17 protein-coding genes and 1 tRNA gene are annotated in these 22905 nt (G+C 53.4%); 5 read left to right on the top strand and 13 right to left on the bottom strand.

What is annotated here, in order from left to right; translation table 11 throughout:
- Window positions 1–2: 2 nt before the first annotated feature.
- Window positions 3–338 carry a zinc ribbon domain-containing protein YjdM gene (locus NR795_RS14865; protein ID WP_144816671.1) on the bottom strand — a complete coding sequence of 112 codons (336 nt, stop codon included), beginning with the start codon at window positions 336–338 and terminating at the stop codon, window positions 3–5.
- Window positions 339–948: 610 nt separating this feature from the next.
- On the opposite strand from NR795_RS14865, the gene crfC reads away from it, so the two are divergent.
- Both crfC and NR795_RS14855 read left to right on the top strand, forming a co-directional pair.
- Window positions 949–3300 carry a clamp-binding protein CrfC gene (gene crfC / locus NR795_RS14860; protein WP_257758612.1) on the top strand — a complete coding sequence of 784 codons (2352 nt, stop codon included), beginning with the start codon at window positions 949–951 and terminating at the stop codon, window positions 3298–3300.
- Window positions 3297–4181 carry a diguanylate cyclase regulator RdcB family protein gene (locus NR795_RS14855; protein WP_144816666.1) on the top strand — a complete coding sequence of 295 codons (885 nt, stop codon included), beginning with the start codon at window positions 3297–3299 and terminating at the stop codon, window positions 4179–4181. The genes crfC and NR795_RS14855 overlap by 4 nt, the downstream gene beginning before the upstream one ends.
- Window positions 4182–4224: 43 nt before the next feature.
- On the opposite strand, the gene kdgT is transcribed toward NR795_RS14855, so the two are convergent.
- Complete coding sequence (gene kdgT, locus NR795_RS14850) at window positions 4225–5226, bottom strand: 2-keto-3-deoxygluconate transporter (protein ID WP_144816664.1); 1002 nt, start codon at window positions 5224–5226, stop codon at window positions 4225–4227.
- Between the two features lie 676 nt (window positions 5227–5902).
- Between kdgT and proP the strand changes: the two genes are divergently transcribed.
- Window positions 5903–7405, top strand: coding sequence for a glycine betaine/L-proline transporter ProP (proP, locus tag NR795_RS14845; RefSeq protein ID WP_257758611.1), 1503 nt, complete (start codon window positions 5903–5905; stop codon window positions 7403–7405).
- Between the two features lie 67 nt (window positions 7406–7472).
- Here the strand turns inward: proP and NR795_RS14840 are convergent, their stop codons facing one another.
- Window positions 7473–8429, bottom strand: coding sequence for a nickel/cobalt transporter (locus NR795_RS14840; protein WP_144816659.1), 957 nt, complete (start codon window positions 8427–8429; stop codon window positions 7473–7475).
- Between the two features lie 132 nt (window positions 8430–8561).
- Window positions 8562–11804, bottom strand: coding sequence for an autotransporter domain-containing protein (locus tag NR795_RS14835; RefSeq protein ID WP_257758610.1), 3243 nt, complete (start codon window positions 11802–11804; stop codon window positions 8562–8564).
- Window positions 11805–11993: 189 nt separating this feature from the next.
- Between NR795_RS14835 and NR795_RS14830 the strand changes: the two genes are divergently transcribed.
- The gene (locus tag NR795_RS14830; protein WP_257758609.1) at window positions 11994–12857 is read left to right on the top strand and encodes an alpha/beta fold hydrolase; all 864 of its coding nucleotides are present in this window, start codon (window positions 11994–11996) and stop codon (window positions 12855–12857) included.
- Here NR795_RS14830 and NR795_RS14825 read toward each other — a convergent pair.
- From NR795_RS14825 to NR795_RS14800, 6 genes are all read right to left on the bottom strand, one after another.
- Window positions 12836–14512 (bottom strand): hypothetical protein, encoded by a 1677-nt coding sequence (locus NR795_RS14825; RefSeq protein ID WP_257758608.1) that lies wholly within the window; start codon window positions 14510–14512, stop codon window positions 12836–12838. The two genes, NR795_RS14830 and NR795_RS14825, sit on opposite strands and share 22 nt — an antisense overlap.
- Window positions 14509–15249 carry a hypothetical protein gene (locus NR795_RS14820; RefSeq protein ID WP_257758607.1) on the bottom strand — a complete coding sequence of 247 codons (741 nt, stop codon included), beginning with the start codon at window positions 15247–15249 and terminating at the stop codon, window positions 14509–14511. The genes NR795_RS14825 and NR795_RS14820 overlap by 4 nt, the downstream gene beginning before the upstream one ends.
- A 188-nt stretch (window positions 15250–15437) precedes the next feature.
- Window positions 15438–15920, bottom strand: coding sequence for a cold-shock protein (locus tag NR795_RS14815; protein ID WP_144816648.1), 483 nt, complete (start codon window positions 15918–15920; stop codon window positions 15438–15440).
- Window positions 15921–16009: 89 nt separating this feature from the next.
- Window positions 16010–16255: a DUF2543 family protein gene (locus NR795_RS14810; RefSeq protein WP_144816646.1), complete on the bottom strand. Its 246-nt coding sequence runs from the start codon at window positions 16253–16255 to the stop codon at window positions 16010–16012.
- Window positions 16256–16357: 102 nt separating this feature from the next.
- The gene (locus NR795_RS14805) at window positions 16358–17383 is read right to left on the bottom strand and encodes an LLM class flavin-dependent oxidoreductase (protein ID WP_144816644.1); all 1026 of its coding nucleotides are present in this window, start codon (window positions 17381–17383) and stop codon (window positions 16358–16360) included.
- Window positions 17384–17532: 149 nt separating this feature from the next.
- On the bottom strand, window positions 17533–18423 hold the full coding sequence (locus NR795_RS14800; protein WP_257758606.1) for an oxidoreductase: 891 nt from the start codon (window positions 18421–18423) through the stop codon (window positions 17533–17535).
- 240 nt (window positions 18424–18663) lie between these two features.
- Here NR795_RS14800 and NR795_RS14795 point away from each other — a divergent pair, with 240 nt between their 5' ends.
- Window positions 18664–19089, top strand: a complete 426-nt coding sequence (locus tag NR795_RS14795) for a putative T6SS immunity periplasmic lipoprotein (protein ID WP_257758605.1) — start codon at window positions 18664–18666, stop codon at window positions 19087–19089.
- Between the two features lie 191 nt (window positions 19090–19280).
- Here the strand turns inward: NR795_RS14795 and NR795_RS14790 are convergent.
- The 3 genes from NR795_RS14790 to NR795_RS14780 form a co-directional block, all read right to left on the bottom strand.
- A tRNA-Phe gene (locus tag NR795_RS14790) sits at window positions 19281–19356 on the bottom strand.
- 129 nt (window positions 19357–19485) lie between these two features.
- The gene (locus NR795_RS14785; RefSeq protein ID WP_257758604.1) at window positions 19486–21165 is read right to left on the bottom strand and encodes a glycoside hydrolase family 43 protein; all 1680 of its coding nucleotides are present in this window, start codon (window positions 21163–21165) and stop codon (window positions 19486–19488) included.
- Window positions 21166–21220: 55 nt separating this feature from the next.
- On the bottom strand, window positions 21221–22675 hold the full coding sequence (locus NR795_RS14780; RefSeq protein WP_144816630.1) for an MFS transporter: 1455 nt from the start codon (window positions 22673–22675) through the stop codon (window positions 21221–21223).
- Window positions 22676–22905: the final 230 nt, after the last annotated feature.

The raw sequence follows: 22905 nt of genomic DNA, 5'->3' as shown, positions 1-22905 counted from the left end.
GATTAATTCTTTTTAACGAATTCTGATTTAAGCTTCATCGGGCCAAAGCCGTCGATTTTGCAATCGATATTATGATCGCCCTCAACGAGGCGAATATTTTTAACCCTGGTGCCGATCTTCAGCATTGAGGAGCTGCCCTTGACCTTGAGATCCTTAATTACCGTCACGCTGTCGCCATCCGCCAGCAGATTGCCGTTAGCATCTTTGACGATTAATTGATCGGTATCGGCTGCGGCTTCGCTTTCGGTCCATTCATAAGCGCACTCCGGGCAGATAAGCAGGCCGTTATCTTCATAGGTATACTCGGATTGGCATTTTGGGCAGTGGGGAAGTGACATGGTACGCTCCTCGCAAGACTGGCAACGCGGACGCGCGGCCCGCAAAACGCTCGGCAACAGGCCGAGAAAGAGGGCGATTATACACTAATACCTTACAGTTGTCGGTGCTATTATTTTTATGCAAAAGCAGAGAAAAATGTCTGGTCTTGACACAACCTGGCACAACCGTGAGCGATGCTAGCGGTATGACGCAGGAAGAATAGGTTTATGTATGATATTTAGAATATTTTTCGGGGGAAATTGCCACTTTTCATCAATTCATATATGGTGAGATGAAGCATCAAGCGCTATTCGCGACGGCATCTGGCACCCGCTCACTCTTCTGCCGAAGGGGGTTTCTTACCCTCAAATTAGGTGGGTAAATATATGAAGATATATCCTTTTTGCCCATAAAAATGCGCTACGCTCTCTAATCGCTCTGGTTTCTTGGTCCGGAACGAAAGATCTGTCGATGAGTTGAGACAAAAACTATTTATTTTCCTGAGCGTCTTCAGGCGATTATCTTTTTTAGATATTTTCCACACGTAATTATAAAAGCCGAAACTTTACTAAATAAATAGCACGGCTAAATAAAAGTAAGAAAAATTTGCGTTAAGGAAAGACTTTCATCATGCACACACAGACAATTTTCGAATTAAGCCAGGAAGCCGAGAGGCTGTTACAGCTTTCACTGCATAATCTCCAGTCGGTACAGGCCATACCTATGGCGACGCTGGATAACGCATTGTCTGCCGGGGACAGAGACACCGCCAACGTGCTGCCGTTGCATTTTAGTACCCGGGGCGTAGAAGCACAGTACGCCACTCTTGATAACGAGCTGCGAAAAATTACCCGGCTGGAGATGGTGCTGGCCATTGTCGGCACGATGAAGGCAGGAAAATCGACGACAATTAATGCCATTGTCGGTACCGAGGTGTTGCCCAACCGTAACCGGCCGATGACGGCCCTGCCAACCCTTATTCGCCATACGCCGGGACAGAAAGAGCCGGTGCTGCACTTTTCCCACGTTGGGCCAATCGACGCCCTGACGCAGCAGCTCCAGACCCGGCTGTTTACCGTTGACCGCGAGCGGCTGGCGCAGAAGCTGGAGATCGACAAGGATATGACGACCCTGTTGGATCGTATCCAGCAGGGCGACGCCTTCGATAAACACTATCTTGGCGCGCAGCCTATTTTCCACTGCCTGAAGAGCCTGAACGATCTGGTGCGTCTGTCAAAAGCACTGGAGGTCGATTTCCCCTTCTCCGCCTATACCGCCATTGAGCATATTCCCGTGATTGAGGTTGAGTTTGTGCACCTCGCCGGGCTGGAGAACAGCATGGGCCAGCTGACGCTGCTGGATACCCCTGGACCAAACGAGGCCGGGCAGCCGCACCTGCAGCAGATGCTGGCCGAGCAGCTGGCGCGCGCCTCGGCGGTGCTGGCCGTGCTCGACTACACCCAGCTCAAATCCATCTCGGATGAAGAGGTACGCCAGGCGATCGCGGCGGTAGGCAAGTCCGTACCGCTCTACGCGCTGGTGAACAAATTCGATCAAAAGGATCGCAACAGCGACGATGAGGAGCAGGTCCGGGCGCTGATCGCCGGGACGCTGATGAAGGGCAATATCAACCCTGAGCAGATCTTCCCGGTCTCCTCTATGTGGGGCTATCTGGCGAACCGCGCCCGCCACGAGCTGAACCTGCGCGGTAAGCTACCCGATCCCGACGAGCAGCCGTGGGTGCAGGACTTTGCCGAAGAGGCGCTGGGCCGTCGCTGGCGGCTGGCGGATCTCGATGACATCGCCCACATTCATCATGCGGCAGAGCTGCTGTGGGAGGATTCGCTGTTTGAGCAGCCGATCCGTAAGCTGCTTCATGCCGCCCATGCCAACGCCTCGCTCTACGCCCTGCGTTCGGCGTCGCATAAGCTTTTAAACTACGCCCACGGCGCTAACGAGTACCTGGATTTTCGCTATCAGAGCCTGACCGTGGCGTTTGAGAAACTTGAGCACAATATCGCTCGCCTCGAAGAGGATATGACCCTGCTGAAGCGCTGCCAGGCGCGGGTTACCGACGAGGTAAACCATGAGGTTGACGAGGCGCTGACCGCAGCGGATCTCTTCATTAATGGTCAGCAGGCGGATATCGTCAGCGCAATCGATAGCTATTTTAAGGATGGCTCGCTGACGGAGATGGCCAACCTCAGCTTTGCCAACCTGCAGCAGAGTGAGGAATTTGGCCCAGGCAAGCTGGTGCTGGAGGATGAAGGGCAGGCGCAGATCGTGCTGAGCAAGATCCGCTCCGCCTGCGAAGTGATACTGCTGGCGGCGCAGGAGAAGATTGGCCGCGAGCTGGCTCTGCGTTTTGACCAGCTGGAGAATACCCTCACGCGCTCCCTGCATGACGCCATGCGCCCTATCGAAACGCGCATCAAAGAGGAGCTAAGCCATACCGGGTTCCGGGCGCGTATCAGCCTGCCTGCTTTCCAGGCCAGCACCCTGAACTTTAATACGCGCCAGCTCTTTGTCGACGCTATTACCTCAGAGGATCTGCCGGTGGGGCAGTCGCGCGTCAGCGGCGTGCGGGAGTCGATGTCCCGCTGGCTCAATAACCCCGGCTGGGGGTGGAATGACTACGTCGTCACCCGCACGCGTTATGTTATCGATGTTTCACTGTTGCATACGAATTTGACCGCCCATGTTGCGCATTTTTGTGCACAAATTCGTAAAGCTTTAGCGGCACAGGTCGATGTTTCAGTTACGGCAGGAATGGCCACCTTCTTTGCCGAATTTTCGTTAAGCCTTTCCGGACTTCAGGAGAGCCTGCGTGACAGTCTGGCCATCCGCCAGCAGAACGAGTCATCGGTAATGGCGCTTCGTCAGCACCTGAAGCAGTGTATGACGACGGCAAAATGGATCCACGAGGATGCCCGCCTGTTACGCGATGATATTCAAACCCTATTCGCGGCAGACCAACCATGAAAAATCGACTACTGAACGGACCCGGGAGCACGCTGGAGTGTATCCATCCAAAGTTTATCGTCGATCTGGTGCTGGGCATTGATGCTCCCCGCCAGGCGCAGATCGTACCGCAGCAGCAGCTGTTACGCGATCGCCTGACGCAGGAGATCATGAACCAAACGCAGCTGCGCCCGTGGGCAATGGCGGGCGTCTTTAATGAGAGCGATGCCCTGCGCCTTGGCCTGGCCGAGAAGCTGGCAAGCATGTTCGATCCGGGCCAGCTTGCGCTCGCGCGCATTACCCAGCGTCTGGCTGCGCTTCTGAACAGCATCGAACGCCGTCCTGCCGCCTCCACCGCCTTGCCTGAGCAGATTAGCGAGCTGTATAAGCACTTCAGTCAGCGCGCGGCCTGGAAAGAGAAAGCCTTAACCCAGCGTGGCCTGATGGTGCAGGCGGGCGCGCATAGCGAGCAGATATTTACCCGCTGGCGTGCTGGCAAGTACAACGGCTGGTCTATGGCCGGACGCTGCTATATCGCGCTTGAGGAGCTCCGCTGGGGGGCTTTCGGCGACGCCTGCCGCCTGACCAGCCCGGAGGCCTCCTCGCTGCTTAAGGACAATCTCCGGGCCATGGCCGCCGATTTTCTGGCCCAGGGCATCAACGCTTCGCCCGCCACGCGCCACTTCTATCATCAGTGGTTAACTACCCCTACGACGCCGGGCCTGATGGATTACAAAGATATGCTGGGCTGGCTGGGAGACTGGTGCGATGCGGATCGCCACCCGATATGCTGGACCATTACCCAGAGTTGGCAAAACGTGGCGCTGGGCATGCCGAGGCTCTGTTCGGCAACGCGGCTGGCAACGGCAATGGTGGATGAGATCTTTGGGGAGGGTGTGTAACCCCTCCCGGTTGGCAGGAGGGGCTGAAGGACAAATCAGTGTCTTAGTGGTGTAACGAGTCGGCTTCGACCGGCTTCTCTCTACTTACCGCATTCTGCGGCTCGCCAAAGCGCCTTGCGTAGAGTGCCGTAATAATCGGTACCAAAATCGCCGTCACAATCACGCTGGCTGCTACCAGCGCTGTCGCTGATGCCGCTACCGGTTCGAACGCCGGGTTAATCTGAGCAATGATGACAGGGTTAGCCACCGCCGCGCCTGCCGCTGATGAGGCCGCAACCCCCGCCGTACCGTTACCGCCGCCAATAAACTTGTCAGCCAAAATCAGCGGGATACCGGTGATGATAATAACCGCTACGCCGAGGAAGATACCCAGCAGGCCGGTGTCCATAATGACTTTCAGGTTGATGGTGTTACCCAGCGCGAAACCAAAGAACGGGATCAGCACCGGCGTTGCCTTGCTAAAGAACGCCCGCAGGTCGTGGTCAAGGTTGCCCAGCGCGAAGCCGATCAGGAACGGCAGTACCGCCCCGACAAAGTGGTGTGGCTCGAATGAGGCCAGGCCAGCAGAGCCGAGGATCACCATGGTCATCAGCGGGCCGGACTCCAGCGACATCAGAACGAACGCGCCGGACTCCTCTTTGGTGCCGTACTGGTTCATCAGGCTGGCGTAGAGGCCACCGTTAGTCATATCCATCGCAGAGACAATCGCCAGCACGGAAATCCCGGCAAAGAAGCCTGTCTGAATGCCCTGTTCCGGAATAAAGCTGGCGGCAATCATTGCCACCAGCCATGCGACGGCAATTTTGGTCAGCACCAGGGTGCCGGATTTACGTAAGACCGTACCGGTAGCGCGCAAATCAATGGATGCGCCAATACAGAAGAACCAGACGGCCAGAATCGGTACCGTACCGGAAATCATACCCTTGGTGAATGAACCGAAATAGGCACCGGTATCGGGGGCTAAGGTATTTAAAATCGCGCCCAGCAGCAGCGGGACTAGCATCATCCCACCGGGAATGCGTTCAATTGTGGCCTTGATTTTCATTATGAACCCTCACTTCTCATCACGCTGCATGAGCGAGAAAATAATAGTTTTAATTTCAATTCGTTAAGGCATCCTGGCGTTGAGGCCTTCACTATCATCATGCAAATCGAACCAGGAGAATACGCGGCTGGCGTAACCGCCTGCGTTAGCCCTGGTGCGTTAGAACTGCGGCTATGATGCGATCTTTGGAATATCGATTCAATGAAAATAAAACAATGTTTTAGTTATCTTCGTCACATATTTCGCGTAAAGCTATGTAATGTATTAGCGAGGGAAAATTAGTGTAAATACCTTGTAAAAATTGCCGTTTTAAAATCGCTAGCGATAAAATAATTACCCACGTTATTGATGGAAACCGTATACGCACCCTTATTTTATATTTATTGCCACCGCCTTCTTGTTAACTCTGCGCGCATTTCCAAAGGCCATAGAAATAGAGTAACCGCACACTTTATGTGAAGTTGATCACAAATTTAAACCCTGTTAATGTTAATAGCTCGTTAAGTGCCCAATCAGGCGTTAACAGGTTTAGTTGTACAAGCTTTAACCAAACTGAATATCTAAACCTGCTACTCTTGAAGAGGGATGCTGCGGCATCCTGAACGTTTAGCATCACTATAGGGGCGTATGCCTTCCTGGCCAGGCGATTAAGGGCGCAAGTCAAAAGAGGATAAAGATGCTTAAAAGGAAAAAAGTTAAGCCTATTACACTGAATGACGTCACCATTATTGATGACGGCAAACTGCGTAAGGCTATTACCGCGGCATCGCTCGGTAATGCGATGGAGTGGTTTGATTTTGGTGTGTATGGCTTTGTGGCTTACGCGCTCGGTAAGGTCTTCTTCCCGGATGCTAACCCCAGCGTACAGATGATTGCTGCTCTGGGTACGTTCTCCGTTCCCTTCCTGATTCGACCGCTAGGCGGACTGTTCTTCGGTATGCTGGGTGATAAATACGGCCGCCAGAAGATACTTGCCATCACCATTGTGATTATGTCGATCAGTACCTTCTGTATCGGATTGATACCTTCTTATGAAAGCATTGGTATCTGGGCACCGATCCTGCTGCTGGTCTGTAAGATGGCTCAGGGCTTCTCAGTGGGGGGCGAGTACACCGGCGCATCGATATTTGTTGCCGAATACTCCCCGGACCGTAAGCGCGGATTTATGGGCAGCTGGCTGGACTTTGGCTCTATTGCCGGGTTCGTGCTGGGTGCAGGCGTGGTGGTGGTGCTCTCTACCGTCGTCGGCGAGGAGAACTTCCTCGACTGGGGTTGGCGTATTCCGTTCTTCTTTGCGCTGCCGCTGGGGCTGATTGGCCTCTACTTGCGTCATGCCCTGGAAGAGACGCCTGCGTTCCAGCAGCATGTTGATAAGCTGGAGCAGGGCGATCGTGAAGGGTTACAGCATGGACCCAAGGTGTCGTTTAAAGAGATTGCCACCAAGCACTGGCGCAGCCTGCTGGCCTGTATCGGCCTGGTGATCTCCACCAACGTGACCTACTACATGCTGCTGACCTATATGCCGAGCTACCTGTCGCATAACCTGCACTACTCGGAAGATCACGGCGTGCTGATTATTATCGCCATCATGATCGGGATGCTGTTTGTCCAGCCCGTTATGGGCCTGCTGAGCGACCGTTTCGGCCGTCGTCCGTTTGTTATTATCGGCAGCGTTGCGCTGTTCTTACTGGCTATCCCGGCCTTCACGATGATTAACAGCGATGTGATCGGTCTGATTTTTGCCGGTCTGCTGATGCTGGCGGTGATCCTGAACTGCTTTACCGGCGTTATGGCTTCCACGCTGCCGGCCATGTTCCCGACGCACCTGCGCTTTAGCGCCCTGGCGAGCGCCTTCAACATCTCGATTCTGATTGCGGGCCTGACGCCTACGCTGGCGGCCTGGCTGGTAGAGAGCACCGAGAATCTGATGATGCCAGCCTACTACCTGATGGTTGTGGCAGTGATTGGTCTGATCACCGGTATCACGATGAAGGAGACGGCCAACCGACCGTTGCGCGGTGCGACGCCTGCGGCATCGGATATGCAGGAAGCACGTGAGATCCTGCAGGAGCATCACGACAACATTGAGCAGAAGATCGAGGATATCGATGAGGAGATCGCGGAGCTGCAGAAGAAGCGTTCGCGCCTGGTCGATCAGCATCCGAAGATTAACGAGTAAGTTTCAGCACTCAGTAAAAAGCGGGCTTCGGCCCGCTTTTTTATTGTCTGGTATCAGCAAGTTGTCATTAACAACCCGCCGCGATGTAATCCCCGTTGGCGCTTACCGGGATCACGGTTAAAAACAGCACGGTAGCAAACAGAATTAGCGCCACGCCGCCGGCAACCTTCAGCACAGGCACGATCCACGTTAGCCGCTGCGCCTCGCCGCCAAACAGCGCCGATGTACGCCCGCGGGCATAGCGTACCGCCAGCGAGAGACCCATAATCGACAGCGCCGTACCCAGTGACATCGTCATAACCGCCGCGATCCCCCAGCTGACAATCCCCAGCGCGTTAGAGAAGAGCAGGATCATAATCGCTCCGCTGCACGGGCGCGCACCGATCGCCAGAATCACCCCCAGCCGCGTCTTCCAGTCGCCCTGCGTCGCTACGCCTACGCCATGATGACCGCAGCCGCAGTCTGGGGCGTGCTGCTGCCCGAGCGGCGTCAGGGAGGCGATGCGGAGCCTCTGCGGTCTGAAACTCTTCAGCGCCCGGTAAATAATGTAGGCACCAAACCCGCCAATCATCAGGGCGCTGATCTTCTCAACGTACCAGCGGCTTTCGCTCAGGTCGCCCGCTGCGAGGTTAAAGCCCACCGCCAAAATAAACACGAACAGGATCGCACTCACCCCCTGCATCAGGCTGCCGAGAAACGGCACTACCCGGGTGGCCAGCTGGCTCTCCTGGTTAGTGCTGAGATAGGTGGCCACGATAAATTTGCCATGGCCTGGGCCAATCGCGTGCAGCACGCCGTAGAGAAACGCGCCGGTCAGCAACCACAGGCCGCCGCTGTACTGGTGGTTATTGAGCTGCAGCAGGTACATCACCAGGTAGCGGTGGAGCGTGATTTGCGTGCTCAGACACCACTGCAGGAATACGCCCCAGTGGCTGTGCAGCGTGAAGAGGGCGAAGAGCGCTGTGAGCAGAAGCATCACCGCGCCGGGGATGCGCCAGTGTCGGGTAAGCAGTTGCGTTGTCATAGGCTGCCAGTCACGTGAAGCGTTGCCGAATTATAGTGCATGGTGCGGGATTTTAGCGCGTCTGGCTACAGGCGCAGCCAGCCACAAAACAAAAACCCGCCACGAGGGCGGGTTCTTAAGCATCAACCCGACTTAGAAGGTCTTGCGTAAACGCAGGCTGAAGGTGTGCGCCTGATAGCGGTCGCCTGCCTGCAGATCGTAGCGTGCGTCGAAGCTCAGCTCGTTCGCGTCATACAGCGTGCTGCCAATGGCCAGTCCTGCCATATCTTCTACCGGCGCTGCGCCTTTGGTGATAAAGCTGGTTTCACCGATGGTATCTGCGGCGTAGGAAGCGCGGCTGCTAACCTGACGATCGTCATACTGATGGATCCAGGAGACCTGAGCAAACGGTGTCAGGTTGCCCATACCCGTTGCGAAGGTCTTCTCAATCCGCGCACCGATATCGCTCACCACGGACTGGGAGTGGAGGCTGCCGACGTCCAGCGCCATGCCGTTGCCGCCGGTCTCTTTATACCCATCAACGTGCTGATAACCATACGTCAGGCCGGCAAGCGGGGTCAGCACCACATCAGCGGGCAGCGTCAGCGGGTAGCCGAACTCGGTTTGCAGCGTGATGGACTGTCCGTTGAACTTGCCATTTGCCGCGCCGGAGAAGCCGGTGAAGTCAGCCCGGCGAACGGAGCTGTAGTTCTGCCGGTTAACACCCGCGGACAGGTTCAGATACCACGGATCGCCGGTGTAGCCTGCATAACCAATCACGCCGTAGTTGTCAGCGGTAGAGGTGTTGCCGGACAGGTTATCTTTACCGTGTACGGAGGTGTTGCTGTAGTTCACCGCCGCACCCAGACGCCAGTCGTCGCCCAGCGCACGATCGGCACCGAGGATCAGACCGCCAAATTTCGCCGAGTAACCGCTGACGTCATCCGTACTCTCCTGGCGTGCGTAGCCGCCAAACGGCTGGCCCCAGACGATCCAGTTGCTGGCGTAGTCGTCACCGGTGGCAACGCCGCTGTTGCCGGAGGCGGACGGGTTACGTACGGCATCAATATGTGCCCCGACCACCGCCTGCGCAGTAGAGGTGGCGACGGTCGCCGCAGAACTGGTGTTAATGTTCTGGCCTGGTGACAGACGCTCGCCTACGCGGTTCGCTTCCTGAGTCCCTTCAATCGCCAGCGAGGCGTTATACAGCTCCAGCAGCTGCGGAGAGATACCCGAGTAGTTCCCCAGGCCGCCAAGGGCGGCGGTGGCACTCGGAATAGTGGCCAGGCCCTGTTTGATTGGCTCGGCGGGTGCTGGCTCTGTAACGGTCGGCGGAGTAACCACCGGCTCGGTAACTACTGGCTCAGTAACTACTGGCTCGGTGACAACTGGCGGGGTCACCACGGGCTCGGTGACAACCGGCGGGGTGACCACGGGCTCGGTAACAACCGGCGGGGTGACCACGGGCTCGGTGACAACCGGCGGGGTGACCACGGGCTCGGTAACAACCGGCGGCGTGACCACGGGCTCGGTAACAACCGGCGGGGTGACCACGGGCTCGGTAACAACCGGCGGGGTGACCACGGGCTCGGTAACAACCGGCGGGGTAACCACAGGCTCGGTAACGACCGGCGGCGTGACCACAGGCTCTTCCGGCTCCGTCACCACTGGCGGGACGTCAACCGGAGGGGTCACGACAGGCTCTTCCGGCTCTGTCACCACAGGCGGGATGATGACCGGTTTTGCACCTACGGTTAATACCAGCGCCTTGCTGGCCCCATCCTCATAGACCGAGCCTGTTACCGTACCGTTATAGCCGATGGCCTGGTAGTTCAGCTTATCGGCGTTGTAGTTGGTATCTGCACCATTAGCATTGATCACCACATAGCGCTGACCTTCCGCAAAATTGTAGGTGCTACCGGTACGCAGCAGCTTAACGCTTGAGTTCTCATCAATGGTGGCGTTGCCCGTGACGTTCAGGCGACCATAGCCGGTATCAGCCGTAACATCATTGCCCAACGTTTCGAGATCGGCAATGCCGGAGATCAGCGTAGCGGCGGCATTCTGATGGTAGTTGCCGGAGATGGTAATCGAATTATTCACCTGCAACGCGGCTTCGCGGTTGAGCACGGTATCGGCTGTATAAATATGATCGTTTAGCAGCAGCGAGCCTGTGCCGAATACGACACCGGAACCGTAGTTGTTGATATTGCCGATGCCATTGAGGCCGGTCAAGGTGCCCTGCGTTGTCGTTCCGCCGTTAATCGTCAATGGCTTAGTGCTGCCGGAGTAAATATCGCCTTTTATTAAACCGGTGTTATTCAGCGTAACGTCGGTGGTATTGCTGTTATAGTTGTCGATGAAGAAGGCATATTCACCACCGGTCAACATACCGTTGTTAACAAGCTCTATCGCCGGGTTCTGGTTATTGGAGCTAAAGATGTAAATCCCTATATAGCGCCCGTCGATTTCGCCATTGTTAACAATTTTTCCGGTGGTATTATTCTCAATATTGTTATAATTATTGATGTAGATCGCTAATTCATTTGCAGTTATTTGGCCATTGTTTTCAATGGTGCCGATAGCGCCGCTGTTAAGAATGCCATAGGAACTGCCGTTGATTTTATTATCATTAATGAGGGTGTTAATGGTTCCGTAGTTGAAGATACCCGCACCGTTGTAATTGTTTTCCGTGTCATCCGTCTGGATCGTGCCAGTATTATGTAGCGTACCAATGGTACCCTGGTTATAGATAGCACCGTTTTGACCGTAAAACATACCATTGTTGTTAGTGGCCGTGGAGATAACGCCCGCGTTGGTCAGGGTATCAATGATGCCTTGGTTATTGATGCCGCGATAGCCCGTGATGGTACCATCCACGGTATTGGTTAACGTGGTGATATGGCCGGTGTTATTCACAGCACCCGTATTATCATAACCGTAGTTGTAATTATCCGGCGCGTTTTTAATGGTCCCGCTGTTGGTGAATGAACCCACCGTGCCTGAGGCCCCTACCGCAACAATACTGCCATTGTGATATGGATTAACGCTGGCAATAGTCCCGTTATTATTAAATGCGTCTACTGTCCCATCAATCTGAACAATATTGCTGTTTGGGCTGTAGGAATCATCTACGACATCATTAATAACGCCATCGTTGGTCAGGGTGGTGACCATTACGTCCTGATTCACGGTTAACGCCGTGGTGGGTGCGCCGGTAAGCATGCCCGTGTCAGTGATATGAACAAGATTAGCGGAGTGATCGATCTGAAGATTATTCGAGGGTGTGTCGATAATCACATCAGAGGTTGCGAAAGCGTGCGTCGTCAGCACGCCCTGTGCCGCCGTTGAAGCTACCAGCAGGGAAATCAGCTGGCTAAGACGTTTTTTTTTCATTTTTTGCCACTGCAATGTTGCGATAGTTGTTAAGAACAGATGAGAGGCACTTCGGATTAATCCGATACCATTTGTGTGGAGAATATACATTTCGTTGCAAAAAACAATAAGGTTTGTTTAATTATTTCTTTGTGAAATAAATTCACGGTGTCCATGAGTATTGCGGTTTGGGTTAGGGAGCGTCAGGGGATGAGTAAAAAACGCCACGGCTTAGTGATAGCTTCATTGATTAATTTATCTTTTTTATTGGCGGGGTGCGCGTCTACCGATCCGCGGACAGGGGCAAATGAGATAGCAGCACGATCTGGACTGCTCAGGGAAAATTTACAAACCGAACCGTTTTTGCTCGCCACATGGAGCCGGATCGTGCCGCCGGTTAACAGCTTGCGTGTATACATTGAGGGTGATGGCTTTGCCTGGAAAAGCCGCACGCAGGCTTCAGACGATCCAACGCCGCGTAACCCAACCGGGCTGATGCTGGCCGCCGCCGATGTAAATGAAAACGTGCTGTATCTCGCCCGACCCTGCCAGTTCATCGGGCCGCCCTTACCGCCCAGCTGCAGCGTAAGTCGCTGGACGAACGAGCGTTTTTCTCCTGCCGTCATTGATGCCATGGACAATGCGCTTAGCCAGGTTGTGACGCGCTATCCGGGCGTAAAGCTTGAACTGGTAGGCTATTCCGGCGGAGGCAACATTGCCGCGCTGCTGGCGGCGCGTCGTACCGATGTGCGTTCGCTGCGTACCGTCGCAGGTAATCTCGACGTTGCCTATGTGAATGCGCTACATCATGTTACGGCAATGCCTGATGCGGTCAGCGCCATCGACAGCGCTTCCGCACTGCGTACGCTGCCGCAGATCCATTTTAGCGGTGATGCCGATAAAACCGTTCCGCCCACCGTAGCCCGGCGTTTTCAGCGGGCCGTTGGTGGGCATTGTACTCAGGTTGACGTTGTCAGCGGCATGGCGCACGGATCGGACTGGGCGGCCATCTGGCCTCAGCTGTTGGCGAAGGCGTTGACTCCCGCAGGGGATCACTCCTCATGTGTGCTATAACCAAAATCGAACCCGCCCAGCGCGGTCTGACGCAGATACTGATTCATCGGATAGCTGTAGCTCTGCCCAATACTGACGGCGTGCACGATACGTAGTAACGACTCGCCGCGCAGAAACAGGGGCTGATCAGTAATCGTAATTTCAGCGCCCTGTAAGGCGTTTTTCAGATCCTGATAGGCTGGTGAAACGGTGATGCTGTTGTTCATGCAGCTGAACGTCACCAGCAGCCCTGAGATCAGCGCCACAGGGAAAACCAGCGGATGATGATTAAGTACGCGCACGGCACGCGAGGATTTTCTGCTTAACAGGGCGGCGGTCAGGGGAACAAGGATTAAATAGAGCAGTTTAGCCAGATGGGTCAGCGCACCAATAAGAGAGAAGATCAGCGCAACAGGCGGCACAATTCCCGCGCGTGCGGCATCTTCTCCCTGCTTTTCATTCTCCCCACCCATGCTGTAACTGCGTAACGACGCACGCAGTTTCGGTAACTGCTCTTTCACCGCCTCGTTAAGATGAGCTGTGTGCAGCTCAAGGGCAAAAAGCTTCAGTCCATCGTTAAGTGGATACGCTTCGCGCACCGGCGTGCCTGCCGGAAGCAATAATTTTTCGCGGAGTGATTTTTGCACCACCTCCTGACGGAAAAAGACGCCCCAGTCGAGGCGTTTGGGGATCGTCACCCCGTTGAATACCACGGTACGCTGGGCGAGATAGTGCTGCCTGACGGTTTTCGCCACCGCGGCATCAAAACCAGCCCGGTCGGATGGCGACCAGTTATTGGCTACCGGAACACCCTGAGCGCGGACATTGCTGCGGACGCTGGCATAATAGCGCCTGGGGACATTCCAGGTTCTCAGCCCTTTAGCACGCAACGAGCGTTCATACCGCTGCCAGGCTTTCTCCTGCTCCCGGCGGACCGTTTCGCTGATATCCATCTCGTCGTTGTAGTAGGCAACGTACTGTTTGTGCACGGCTTCCCGCGCCTGGATCCAGGCTTTATAAAAGCCAAGGACGCCGCCCTCTCTGGCGCTGATGCTGTCACGTAAATTTTGTTCCGCGCCGCTTTTCAGCAGCTCATGATAGCGGTCAACGGAGCTGAGCAGGATCGGCAGCATCGCCAGAAATGCCTTGCCTGACGGGCTGCTCCATGTTTGTGCCTGACCACCGTGACTATCGAGCGGAATGCCCTCCAGCGTCTGGTGCCCATCAATCAGCGATTGCTGGTAGAGCTGCGCCAGCAGAGACATCTGCCGAAACTCACCCGTGCTGTTTGAAACCTGACGTTCAATAAACCACTCCACCGCATGCCACGTTACTGCGCCGGTCAGCAGGCACAGGCAGAGCACCCCACCTACGCTGGCCCGTGTCGACAGAGAGACATTTTTTCTTTTCAGTCTGGCGATGCCCACCAGGGCGAACTGTAACACCAGAAGCGCGGCGGCAATGGCGGTTAAGGTTCTGCCGTACCGCTCCATGTTGTGAACGTCTTCTGCCGTTGAAATAGTGCCTACCAAATCCAGCAGGCGGGAGTTGAACGCCAGTTCACAGATGAGATAGGTGAGGGTGATGCCCATCACCAGCCAGTTCTGCCAGGCGGGAAGAGGGGATCGCTTGATCCCGTCCCGCATCTGGCTATCTCCTGTAGCCTGCTCCGTCATGACTTAATACCCAGGCTTGTCTGGCGGGTTTTTGTTGGCTGATAGATTTCAGTGGGCAAGGAGTTATCCAGCTCTGGCTGGGCAACCTTCGGCGGCAGCGGCTCTGCGGCCTTGACCTGCGTGCGTTTCGTCGGTTTAGCCGGGGCCTGAGGTTTGGCCTTGCGGGACGATGTGGTTTTATTACTGGCGTTATGCTGAACGGTTTTTTGTTGCTGAACCGCGAGCCGACGATGGTAAACCTCACCATGCTGCCAGTTGAACTGCTCAATCCGATTATCGACCTTGAAATTCAGCTGCAGTTTATCCGCGCTGGCCGTCACGTCTGGCCCAATGTCGCATATGCCCGTAAATGCCCACTCCTGGGAGCGCGTATTCTGGAGGTCTACCAGACGGTACTGCGCCGGGCAGGCGGGCGTAGCGACCTTTAACAGCAGCAGCGTATGTCCTTCAACCTGGTACTGGTTGATGATCCTCACCCAACTCACACCCTCCAGCGGGCGCTCAATCATCAGATTGCTCCATTTCAGGCTATAGCGGCCATTCAGTTCCCGAAGTGCACCTTTTGAGCCATCGGCCAGCGTAAATTGGCCAACTTCATTACCCAGCACGCTCGCCAGATCGGGGTTAAAAAGCATCTTACCGTTTTTATCGTAACGGACAGAGCAACCGTTTAACGCAAGGGCAAGTGAGAGAAGCAGCAGCGTTCTCAGAAGGAGGTTGAGGGGTGACACGATCATGTCTCAGTTCCATTTGTATGCGTGGTTTTTATCAATGCGAAAAAGTTATCAATGTCGCCATGGATAACGTTCAGAGGGGTTGGCCTTGATAGGATTATGTTTTTGGTAGTTTGCCTGCGTCAGGATGAAAGGCAAACTACCATATATGGAGATGGGAAGGTGGGGGCGCAGCGTTACTTTGAGTAACGTCAGACCTTAAGCATTTTTACCGTGGCATCGATGTCTATCTCATCTGCCGAGAAGATAAGCGTGGTGCCCTGGAAGGTGGTGATCGCCAGCTTTTTCAGCGAGCGCATTTCGCCCGGCTTGACGTCTGACTTTGGTCGGATGCTGTTCATCAGGATACCAACCGACAGCACCGGATTCTCTTTATCAATGCCGGCATCAGCAGGGACCTCTTCGCTGTAAACCACGTAAGACTTGATCGAGGTGAGCTTGATGCGCTCGCCCGCGATATAGATATATTTACTTTCCGGGGCAACCTTCACCGCGTACGCCGACAGACCCTTGTTATTGGTGGTGGGCTCGAAGGTGACTGCCGCATCTTTTTTGATCAGCTCAGGGTTGGCGACCTTAATCACATGAAAATAACGGTTATCGCCGTTCTCATCTTTGATAAATCCAAAACCTTTATCTTTAAACCACGTTGTGATTGTTCCGTTCATCGCCATTACCGCCTGATTAATCGTTTATCTACTCAATTTTTGCAGCGCGCAGTGTAAAGCACAATGCCTGCGCAGACTACGTCTTTGAACAGACGCTACTCATTACCCCATCGATTGAGGAACTCTGCGATCTCATCGATACGTTCTGCATCAATGCTCGATTCAAGGGCCATCTCGCGCTGCGCCTCTTCGCTGATCTCTTCATTATTCATTAAGCGGGTGATCAACAGTTCGAAATAGCGCGCCAGCGCGTCACGCTCGGACTCGTCTACGGGTTTGGCGGCCTCCGTCGCATACTCATCCGCAATGTCATAATATTTCAGGGGTGTTTCACTACTCATAGGCTCTCTCCAGAGTGTATGCCTGCATCAATTGCTCTATAAACTATAACGCCTCGCATGCCGTAAAGCACGCGAGGCGTTTTGTCCTGCCCGGTTGCGATTTTAATCGCGCCAGCCCATCGCCGGAGCCACATGTTTCAGGATGGACTCGATAACGTGCGCGTTATAATCCACGCCCAGCTGGTTCGGCACGGTCAGCAGCAGGGTATCCGCTTCGGCAATCGCTTCATCCTGCTTCAGCTGCTCGATCAGCTTGTCAGGCTCTGCGGCATAGCTACGCCCGAAAATTGCCCGGGTTTTCTCATCGAGGAAGCCAATGCTATCGCTTTCGTTACGGCTTGAACCGAAGTACATCCGGTCGCGCTCGTCCATCAAAGCAAAAATGCTGCGGCTGACCGAGACGCGTGGCGTACGGGTATGGCCCGCTTCCGCCCAGGCGTCGCGATAGGCCCGGATCTGTTTTGCCTGTTGAATATGGAACGGCTCGCCCGTCTCATCATCCTTCAGCGTTGAGCTTTGCAGGTTCATCCCCAGTTTGGCAGCCCATACCGCGGTGGCATTCGAGCCAGCGCCCCACCAGATACGATCCCGCAGACCTTCAGAATGCGGCTCAAGGCGCAGCAGGCCCGGCGGGTTTGGGAACATCGGCTGTGGATTGGGTTTGGCAAAGCCTTCCCCGCGCAGCACGTCCAGCAGCACCTCGGTGTGACGGCGCGCCATATCCGACTCGTTTTCCCCTTCGGAAGGCGCGTAACCAAAGTAGCGCCAGCCATCGATCACCTGCTCCGGAGAGCCACGGCTAATGCCCAGTTGCAAACGGCCACCGGAGATCAAATCTGCCGCACCGGCATCCTCCGCCATATAGAGCGGATTCTCATAGCGCATGTCGATCACGCCGGTACCGATCTCAATCCGCTTGGTTCGCGCGCCCACGGCTGCCAGCAGTGGAAAGGGTGAGGCGAGCTGGCGGGCAAAGTGGTGCACCCTGAAATAGGCGCCATCCGCGCCGAGCTCTTCGGCAGCAACGGCCAGATCGATGGATTGCAGCAGCGCGTCAGCGGCCGAACGGGTTCCAGACTGCGGCGACGGCGTCCAGTGACCAAATGACAAAAATCCGATCTTTTTCATGGCGTTTATCCTGACTTCAGAGAAATAGGCGGCAGGCCGGAGCCTGCTTTCGATATGCCTACTCTACGCGTTACATGGTGAGAATAAATGCCATTTGTTTAACGTAATTGGTCAAATAAATTGATGGAATAGAGGGAAGGGTAACGGCATCAACCCGGCCCCTCGCTTCCAGCGGCCAGCAGAGGAACCAGCACATCGCTGATGGGCGTAGGAATACCCTGTGCCTGGCCATAACGCTGTATCACGCCGTTGCGGATATCCCACTCCAGCGGGCGGTTAGCCTGGCGGTCAGCGAGAATCGAGGTGCCGAGATCCGCCGGGGCACGGTGAAAACCGTCCACAATCTCCTGGGGCACGCTGTCATTGAGTGTCGCACCTTCCGCGCGGGCGACGGCTAGCCCCTCTTGCAGATAGGCCAGGGCCAGGGCGGTGATATCCGGGCGTGAGAACATCCCCGCGCGGCGATTGGCGAGAACCATAAGGCCTGCGACTGCGTTTTGCAGCAGCTTGCGCCAGGCGAGAGAGATAAAGTCGGACGAGAGCTCTACCGTACAGCGTGTGCCGCTAAGCGCCTCCGCTACCCGTTTTGCCTGGGGGACATCCGGCAGGGTAAGTCGCGGCGTGGCGCGTAACCAGACAGAGGCGTCTGGCTCTCGCTGCGCGGGGAACCACACTATCGACGGCAGCACTTCGGCACCGTTAACCAGGGGGGCAAGCTGAGTTTTCTGCTCAACGCCGTTTTGCAGGGCACACACAGTGGTGTTTTTATCGCACAGCGTTGCCAACCAGCCCGCGCAGTCAGCGACCTGCGTTACTTTCACCGCCACGAAGACGATGTCGAACGGATGAGAAACCGCCGCCGGATCGCTCAGTACCGGGCCGGGCACGATAATTTCGCCCTCCTCGTGGCGCAGCGTTAACTGCGGGTGAGCGGTGCGCCCGCAAAGCAGAGGCGTGCGGCCAGCTTCATGCAGCGCGGCAGCGATAGTCGTACCGATTGCACCTGGGCCGATAAGCGCAATCCTTGGAAGCTCAGACATCTCGTGTTCTCCTGATGTGATTGGTTAATCATTACAGTGCCAACTAAGGGATAGTACGCCTTACATGATGAGAATAAATGCATTTTGTCGTCTGCTGCCGATAGTAGTATTGTTCACTTGCGGCTTCTGGCCAAAGCATTAGTGTTCGTAGGGCTCAGGCCATATACCATCGCCAGCTTTTGTTATAGACGATCGGCTTAATGCAAATTATCAAAAAGTGCTTGAAGGATTTCCATTCAAATGACTATTTTAAAAAAATCCCTAATCTCATTAATTCTCTTTTTAAGCGGTTGCACATTAGGTGACAACCTTGAGCATCGCTATACTAAAGAAGTACCCGTTCCTGTTTATGTGAAAGATAACGATGTCTGTCTTTCTTTGCCAATAAAGAGCAATGAGACTGTAGTATCAGCAATTACTTACAGTGTTGAAAACCCTTTAGAGCAAGTTGTATTCCCTTCCGATAAACAGCCTAAATCAGGGCTTTTCTGCATTTCCCCCAATGAATTTAAGTTTAAAACGGGTCAAGAGTATCTCACTCAGATCGAAGTAAATATAAATACAGATTATGACGATAAAAAATCCACACGAAGAGCATTTGTCTCAACTTACGAAGTGATAAAAAAGGGCGATCGCTTCATTATTGCTCAAACGAATCACAGGTAAACATAACAACCGTAAAGCCTCTGATTTTGCCAGAGGCAATCAGGTCATTTGCAAAGGGTGAAGAAGTAGCGCAGATGAGTTGTACATATGTACGGTCTTAAAGGGATGCGACGAGTCATCGAACGAATTTCGATGAAGAGTCCGGCTCTCTAAAAGCAAAAAACCCGCCATAGGCGGGTTCTTCTAAATAGTGGTGCCCGGACTCGGAATCGAACCAAGGACACGGGGATTTTCAATCCCCTGCTCTACCGACTGAGCTATCCGGGCAACGCAGCGCATTAAACCGTAGACGCCTCTTTCCGTCAACCAAAATCATCGAAAAGCCGTTCAACTGCTTACTATTGCGACAATCTACGCGTCTGTGCTGCACATTCGCTCAGATTTTCCAAACCTTAGCTAATCAAAGCGTGATTCACTGGCTTGCCAGCTGTAGGTGCCATTAGCCACGAGAGCATCACCAAGCTCGTGGTAATCGAAATGATAAAACTCGGCTTTGGCTGCGTAACCCGAGTAGTCCACGACCGCAAGGCCAACAAATGCTCCGGTAAAGAACCCGCCGTAGCTTTGCAGGACATAATCATCTGAAAGAATTGCAGCATCCAGCGTGACAGGAATTTCAGTAAAGTGTGTTCCATCCAGACTGTATTCATAAGTATACGTTTCCTTACGAACCTTGGTGCGGAACCAGACGTACTCGGTCTCTTCTGGGATCTTGATGGCTCTATCTTTCAGGTGCGAGGTGTATTTGCCCCGGTTGTTTTCGGCTACTTCGATTACTGAGCCATTAATTTCATTCCAGGTAATGAAAACAAAGCTCCAGTGACGATCGTTATAGTAGTTTGTTAATCCCGCCATTTGTTGATAAGTAAACGGGGTAAATTTTACCTTAACCTGAGCATCAAAATAGAAAGCCTGCCAACGTCGCGCAATCAGCGACAGATCATGCGTATTCGCTAAAGAACCTTGACCTATTAACGTTAATTTTCCGTCGCCTGTGGTGCCCATTTTCTCGGTAAATGGAACACGAAGCGTATTCCAGTTGAGATCGAGTGTCGGCATGTCAAACTCATCATGCTGGCTGTGATCGTTGGCGCTTTCGGTATGAATGGCATCGACCGGTCCCTCAACAAAGGTTTTTCCTCCGTGGCCCCCTTCAATACGTGGCCAGCCTTCGTCATCCCAATACACTTTTTGGATAGACGTCTCCCTGCCCAGGGTTGACCAACCTCGCGGATCGTAGGCCGGTTCACCTGCACGATTCCATGGGCGAGCGCAGAGTGAGGCGTAATACCACTCTCCTTTAGGCGTGGAAACCAGGGCACCGTGCCCCTGTTTTTGAATGTAGCTGTCTGGGGTGTCCACGTTAGTTAAGAAAACCTCGCCTGGCTGTGTCTCAAAACTGTCGGCGTCCAGGCTTTTTGAACGTGCAACCACCTCCTGGTGAGTGAAAACGGTCCCGCCCTGAGCAGCAAAAAGATAGTAATAGCCATTCAGTTTGTAGATATGTGGCCCCTCAACAAGTGCAACGGCCGTGCCGCGATAAAGAGTTCGCGCTGTTTCTGGCATTAGCTTCAGTGTATTGATATCAAGCTCGGTTAAGGTAATGCCATTAAAGGGGTGGTGATACTCCCGATGATCCCATGTCTGTTGAACAATATATTTACGACCATCTTCGTCATGGAAAAGTGAAGCGTCAAAACCAACGCCATTAAGCTTGATCGGATCGGTCCATGGGCCACGAATATCTGTGGCGGTGGACAGATAGTTGGTCATGTCTTTAAAGGCACCCTCTGTAACTTTTACATCTGTATAAACTAGCCAAAACTTGCCGTCGGTATAAGAGAGATCGGGCGCCCAAATCCCCCCTGATGAAGGGTTTCCTCTCATATCTAACAGCGTGGTTGTAGATAACGGACTGGGAAGCAGATTCCAGTGCTGCAGATCTTTGGACTCATGTAAACGAACGCCAGGAAACCACTCGAATGTGGAGCTTGCGATATAGTAAGTGTCTTCTACACGGATAATACTCGGATCGGCATTAAATCCAGGTAAGATAGGGTTTTGAATAAGTGACATATGTTTCTACCTTTTTAAGCTGTTTATTTATATTTTGCTTTTTTAGTTCTTTTAATTACACGCGTATCTCATCGAGTTGACGGTTAATGTCTGTGACATTTTTGTCTGAGATGGGATAGACCTGAATGACGATCATTGAAATGAAGGCTAAAACGATGGGGATCCAGACCGCCGTCATAATGATCCCGTCGATTGCATTGGCATTTTGTTGCGCGCCTGTTTCGTTAAAACCATAAACGGCCAGCAACCACAGCGGAATGGCACCACCAAGAGTAAAGCCAATCTTGAAGAAGAGCCCCATAATCGCATTAATGATGGCGGCGTTGCGCTTGCCTGATTTTAGTTCGCCATAAGCAATCACTTCAGGGACCAGCGCCCACATGAATCCGGTCGCGGAAGTTAAACCCCACTGTTTAATAAAGGTGGCGATATAAGCAAGCCACAACGCATCGTGCATCCCTTCACGTGACCAGACGTAAGTTAACAATTCACCCACGATAAACATGGCCAGGAACAGATGGAAGAACCCTTTTTTGCCAAAAATTTTCTTGAGTCTTGGCCAGAAAACAGGGAAAAGAATCCCCGGAACAGAGGCAACCAGGCCTATCGCCCCCATCCATTCTGAATGGCCGACAACAAACTGATTGAAAAAGCCATTTACGGTATTCATGAAAAACATGAACGTAAAGCCCAGCATGAAAAACAGCCCGAGGATAACCAGCGGTCGGTTGTATTTTAATTCAAGGAAGAGATCGGTTGTTTTTACGTTGGCAGTCTGTTCCGCAGTCGCGACTACACGTTCTTTCGTGTACTTATAGCAGATAAAAAGTGCTACAGCGCCGATTACCATATAGATAGAGTAAACGCCAAACCAGGCGTAATTCGCTGACGGGTCGGTATAGTTGCCCATGTTCAGTTCAAGCCCAAAGAAACCCGTATCCTTGAGGCTGCGATCCTTTGGTGAGGCCATTTGAACAAACATGGGGAACAGGGTGTAGACAAGAAGATTGGCCGTATTGGCTAACATCATTCTTGTACTGGTCAGTTTATCAATAGATTCAGGATCTCTTGTCAGCGAGGCATTAAGAGAACCGTACGGAATGTTTACCAATGAATACACTAAATCCAGCGCCAGATAGACAATAAAAGCAAAGGGAACCGACCCTCTGATGCCGGGGATAGGGGTAAAAAGCAGAGCGGAGAGAATAACCAGCGGCACGCCCGCTCTTAAGAGCCAGGGACGATATTTCCCGGCTGCTGAAATTCTTTTATCAACATAGGTTCCCACCATGGGATCCCAAAAGACATTGATGATGCGGACGAAAAGAAATATAAACCCTGCGGTTGCTGTACCGATGGCGTTGACAGTCAACATATGCAGAGCAAGAAAGCCGCCTATTGTGCCAAAAACAAGGTTTTGCGCAAAATCCCCCATTCCATAACCAATACGTTCCCCGCGAGTTAATATATGGTATTCATCATGGTGATTTTTTAGTATGTCTCTACTCATTTGAATCACATCTCCGGTCTCTTATGAATGAGGGTTACTTTCTGACACAGATGACCGCGGAGAATCTATTGCGTTTTTATATTAATTAATTATGTTTTTTTGCTTCTGTGATCGTTCAAACTCTTCGGCAGTTTGCCGCCATCTCAGTTGTTTTTGTGCCGGGCTGCACAAATCTTCCAGACCTTTCAGGCTGAATGATTGATGCTACACTCGGGAATCATTCAGGAGGT

The organism is Pseudescherichia sp. L3, from assembly GCF_024656065.1.
In the GTDB taxonomy this organism is placed as follows: Bacteria; Pseudomonadota; Gammaproteobacteria; order Enterobacterales; family Enterobacteriaceae; genus Pseudescherichia.
This window is presented reverse-complemented; position numbering and strand designations above follow the sequence as displayed.